Genomic DNA, 4942 nt, shown 5'->3' with positions numbered 1-4942 from the left:
TGCGGGTGCTCGACACCCCCGGCACCCCGACCATCGAGTCGCTGGTCAACCACGTCAACGAGCACCACGGCCTGGGCATCACCGCTGCCCAGACGGTCGGTGCCGGCGACGACCACGCAGTTGGTCCGCCAGCTGGGTCTCAGCCTGGGCGCAGTCGGCGGCCACCTGGCCGTGCTGCGCGAATCTGGCCTGGTCACGCGGACGCGGACCGGCCGATCCGTGCACTACGAGCGCACCCCTCTGGGCGGGACCCTGGCCGACGAGCACACCGAACGCTCCCTCATCCTCGACCTCGCGCCAGGGAGCCTGGGCGGGCGCGGCAGAGGGGCCTTTATGCGGCGGGCAGGGCCGTGAGCCATTCGGTCAGGAACTGGTTGACCTCCTCGGGACGTTCCTGCTGGATCCAGTGGCCGCAGCCGTCCAGGAGGTGGGAGGAGACCAGCCCGGGAAGGGTGGCCGGGTAGGCGTTGATCGCGTCGGCCATCCAGGTCGTGGAGGCGTCCAGGCTGCCGCCGATGAACAGGGAGGGCTGCTTGATGGGGGCGCCGTTGAAGTCGGCGAGGTCCTTCCAGTCGCGGTCCATGTTGCGGTAGCGGTTGAGCGCGCCGGTCATGCCGGTGCGTTCGAACTCCCCGGCGTACACCTCCAAGTCGTCCTCGGTGAGCCAGGAAGGCAGCCGGCCGCTGGGGAACCGGTCGCGCAGCGTTGCGCCGGGGCTGACGAAGTGCGGGTCGGGGGCATCGGGGCCGGGCATGGTCTCGGCGGACAGCGCCGCGTAAAAGCCCGCGAGCCAGCCCCGCACGTCGGGTTCCATCTCGGCCTCGGCGCGGCCCGGCTCCTGGAAATAGGAGACGTAGAACTCCTGGTCACCGCCCATCTGAGCGAAGATGCCGGTGGGGCGGGGGCCACCGGGCGGCGCGTAGGGCACACTCAGCAGCCCCACCGCGCGGAAGACCTCGGGGTGCAGCAGGGCGGACGTGGCCGCGATGTTCGAGCCCCAGTCATGGCCGATGATCACTGCGGACTCCTCGCCCAGGGCGCGCACCAGCGCGACGTTGTCCTCCACCAGAGCGAGCATCCGGTAGCTGTCCTCCGCGGCCGGCTTGGAGGATCGGCCATAGCCGCGGACGTCGAGCGCGACCGCCCGGTAACCGGCCTGCGCCAGCGCCGGGAGCTGACGGCGCCAGGAGTACCAGGACTCGGGGAAGCCGTGGACGAGCAGCACCAGCGGTCCGCTTCCCTGCTCCGCGACATGAATCCGGCCGCCCGGCACGGACACCGAACGATGCGTGATCTCTGCGACGTGCTGCGACATGGGTCTCCTCCAGATGGCGTGCCCGCTTCTGCCAGCGGCAGTGCTCTTGCCCCCGCTCCGCGTCCCCTTTTGCTCCGCGGGCGCTACCACCGATCATCCCGCTGACCTGGTCAGTCGCCTAAATCCTGTTGCCGGATCAGCAACTTCCACGATGTGGCCCGCCCAAGTTCCCCAGCGTCACTTCTCGTTCCCCTGCCATATCAGGGCCGCGACCACCCGCATCCGAACCGGCAGTGGCGATAACCCCAGCCCCGACGGCTCGCTAACGTCACTGGCCGTTCGGTTGCTGCTCAAGGGCCGAGAAACCCACGGTCGGCTTATGCCTCGTAGGCGAGCGCTCTTTGTAGATGGAAGTCCGCGATGTCGCGCATCCACACCCGATTCGGGAAGTCACCTTGGGCGATGCGAAGCGGGCCGCCGACCAGGTCCAGGTGCATGACGTACTGGTAGGCCCTCCACGCGGGTCGGCGCCACCAGGGGCAAAGTAGCTGTGAGTGATCGGCTCCCATCATCCGACGGAGAGTCCGGACCGCATCGTGGCTGTTCATCGGCCCCGCGAGAAAACCGGTACCCCAGACGACTGCGGAGCGCTATGGCTTCGCATCCTGATCAAGGATGCTGCCGGGAGGCTGTGACCTGGTCTTTCTCGCTACTAATCACTCTTAACGAGTCCGTCACTCCGGCAGACTCGGGCCTGACAGCCGCCGGCGGGTGAGCACTCATAGCTACTGGACCTTGAGTCCTGCGCAAAGATCGTGCCCCCGCTGGTCGGCCGGGAGAGTTGATCGCCGCTGGGATGTCGTGCCCATCCACCGGGGTGTGAGCACTGCTTGATTAGTTCGCCGATGGTTCTCCCGCAGGCTGCTGACCGGTGGATCGGTATCGAGGACGGAGAGAGCATTGCGCCTGTTCGTAGGGGATGACTGGGCCGAGAACGGGTCGCACAGGATGTAGTCGACGGTGCTGAACTTGCCGCCGAGACGCTCCCTCTCGCGCACCAGGTACCCGTAGGTCTCCAGCTCCCGGATGCCGCCACGAACGGCGTCACGACCGTCAGGAGCCGCAGCGATGATGGTCTTCTCCGACACCTTGAAGCCGATCTCGTGGGACGCCAGCCAGGCGAGGATGCCGACGTCGATGCCCACGGGAACCATCCACGCGAGTCCGACACCGAAAAACGGCTCTGCGGCCTGGGCGACCTTCACGAAAGAGGCCACGAACCCGATGAGTCCGATGGCGAGGACCAGGGCGGCGATGACAGAGACAGCCGTCTTCCCGCCGGGGCCGAGATCACGCAGGGGGTTCGCGGTCGCCGGGGCGCCGATCACCTGATTCGGTGAAGTGTTTGTGGCGACTACGGGGGCGTCGGCAGGGTTGAACACAGGGTCCTCTCCTGGTAGGCCAGGAGGCGGATCTAGGCCCTGAGCTGGTGTTAGTGCACTGCTCAGGGCCGTTTTGTTTGGAGCACCAGTACTCGGCGAGCACCGGCGTGGGTCAGTCTTTTAATCCGCCCTACGGATACCGCCCTTCACCCGTGCCATGTCACGCGCGGCGGGTGTGCCTCATCGTCCAGTTGGTCTCCCAGGTCTTCTCCCCGTCCGCGGAGAACGCCTGCTCCCACAGGGCCGAGGTCGGTGTGATCTCCGACCACGTGTACCGCATCCGGACGGGCGTGCCCTCATGGGTTTCGTCGCCGTGGAACACGCCCTTCCCGTCGGCGAACCTGCCGAAGACGGGATTGTGCAGAACTCCGGTCTCGCTGTTGATCCAGTAGATCGCCCACAGTTCACGTCTGACGTCAAAGGTCCGTATCGACACCCCCTTGAAGCCCTTCGTGGGGAAGGTGATCTCGTCGAAGACGCCCGCGCCGTCGAAGAAACCGTGGCAGACGGCGACGCTGGGAAACTCCTCCCACTCATCGCCTCCGCTCAGCGGTTTGAGGAGCCTGCGGTTGTCTATGTCCCAGGTACCGTGCAGGAAGTCGAAATCGCTGTTCATGCTGAGATGTTAGAGCCGTTCCCTAACATTCCCTGTCAATCGGGCAGAGGGATTTCCTGCCCGCGCGGGCGTTGCGTGACCCTCGCATGCGGGGTACCGTCACGGCCCTCAGGATCCGTTTTTCCATACGACATCCGGCACAGCGACATTTTCCGCTCGCCGGGGCATATAACTCAGGCCGCCACATACGCATACGGCACGGAGGTCGACGATGGCTGGGTGGCACGCGTTACGGGAGGAACTGGTCTCGCGGGTACGTACCCGTGGGATCAGCCAGGTCGTGGCCGACGCGTTGCGGACGGTGCCACGGCACGTGTTCCTGCCCGAGCTTCCCGCGCAGACCGTCTACCAGGACGACGCCATCGTGACCAAGCGCGACGCGGACGGCCGCCCGATCAGTTCCTCCTCGCAGCCGGCGATCATGGCTCTGATGCTGGACCAGCTCGGAGTGGAGCCGGGGCAGCGCGTGCTGGAGATCGGCACCGGAACCGGCTACAACGCCGCGCTTCTCGCCCATCTGGTGGGGCCGGAGGGCCAGGTCGTGAGCGTCGACATCGACCCCGAGCTGGTCACGCTCGCCGGGGAGCACCTGGCGGTCGCGGGGCACCCCGAGGTGAGGCTGGTGTGCGCCGACGGATCCGAGGGATTCCTGCCGGGGGCGCCCTACGACCGGGTGATCGCCACCGTCGGTGTGTGGGACCTGGCACCGGCCTGGCTTGAGCAACTCGGGCCCGGCGGGCGCCTCGTGGCCCCGCTGGACCTGCGGGGGGTGCAGCGCTCGGTGGCGATGGAGCGAGCGGACGGGCACTGGACGAGCCGCTCGGTGCTGCCCTGCGGGTTCATGCGGATGCGCGGCCCCTTCGCGGGTCCCGAGACGACGCTGGTACTGGACCGCGAGTCCGACCTGACGATCTCGCTGCCCGAGGCGAGCGAGATCGGTGACGTGCTGGCGGCGCTCGACGGACCCGTGGTCGAGCTCTCCACCGAGATCAGCGTCGGCTTCTCCCAGCTCCTCGACGGGCTGAGCCTCTGGCTGGCGGTGCACGAGCCCCGCTGGTGCACCATGTCGGAGGCGCGACCCGGCTGGCTGGCCTCGCCCCCGCTCGACCTGACCGGGTTCCGGATGGCCGTCGGAATCGTCGAGCGCGACAACCTCTGCATGCTGGAGCCGTCGCCGGACTGCACCCTGATCGCTCGCGGCCATGGGCCGGACCGGCTGCGGCTCGCGGGCGAGCTGGTCGCTCACGTCCAGGCGTGGGACATGGCGGACCGCCCCATGACGACCGGACTCCGTATCGACGCCTACCTGGGTGACCCTCCGCGCGGCGGCCTGCTCCTCCGCAAGCACCACACCACCCTGGCCCTGTCGTGGCAGGATTCGTAGCGGGTTGCCGTCAGCGCGGGTGGCGCCGGCCGTCGCTTCGATCGCGGCGGAACCGCGATCAACTCTTCTGCAGGATCTGCGCGATCGTCGCGATGGCGTGGCGGCCCTCGGGGACCGGGGTCAGAACGTAGACATGAAAGGCTCCCCGGACGATGTGCACATCGTGACCGCCAACTGCGCCAGGACCACCTACCGTTCGCTGAAGCGTCGCGCCGCGGAGCAGAGCTCGGACGAGTTGCCGCTGC

At 67.6% G+C, this 4942-nt stretch carries 5 protein-coding genes; 2 read left to right on the top strand and 3 right to left on the bottom strand.

The features are described 5' to 3' along the window. Positions 1–99 precede the first annotated feature (99 nt). Complete coding sequence (locus ABZ260_RS46440) at positions 100–354, top strand: helix-turn-helix domain-containing protein (RefSeq protein ID WP_355631086.1); 255 nt, start codon at positions 100–102, stop codon at positions 352–354. On the opposite strand, the gene ABZ260_RS46435 is transcribed toward ABZ260_RS46440, so the two are convergent. The 3 genes from ABZ260_RS46435 to ABZ260_RS46425 form a co-directional block, all read right to left on the bottom strand. Beyond that, positions 332–1315 (bottom strand): alpha/beta hydrolase, encoded by a 984-nt coding sequence (locus ABZ260_RS46435; RefSeq protein WP_355631083.1) that lies wholly within the window; start codon positions 1313–1315, stop codon positions 332–334. The genes ABZ260_RS46440 and ABZ260_RS46435 overlap by 23 nt on opposite strands. A 725-nt stretch (positions 1316–2040) precedes the next feature. Beyond that, positions 2041–2643, bottom strand: coding sequence for a hypothetical protein (locus ABZ260_RS46430; protein ID WP_355631080.1), 603 nt, complete (start codon positions 2641–2643; stop codon positions 2041–2043). Between the two features lie 214 nt (positions 2644–2857). Continuing rightward, positions 2858–3313: a hypothetical protein gene (locus tag ABZ260_RS46425; RefSeq protein WP_355631077.1), complete on the bottom strand. Its 456-nt coding sequence runs from the start codon at positions 3311–3313 to the stop codon at positions 2858–2860. 211 nt (positions 3314–3524) lie between these two features. Between ABZ260_RS46425 and fxlM the strand changes: the two genes are divergently transcribed. Beyond that, entirely contained in the window at positions 3525–4697 is a 1173-nt protein-coding gene (gene fxlM, locus ABZ260_RS46420; RefSeq protein WP_355631074.1) for a methyltransferase, FxLD system, read from the top strand. The last annotated feature ends 245 nt before the right edge of the window (positions 4698–4942 follow it).

The sequence above is a fragment of the Streptosporangium sp. NPDC006013 genome, from assembly GCF_040614275.1.
In the GTDB taxonomy this organism is placed as follows: Bacteria; Actinomycetota; Actinomycetes; order Streptosporangiales; family Streptosporangiaceae; genus Streptosporangium.
This window is presented reverse-complemented; position numbering and strand designations above follow the sequence as displayed.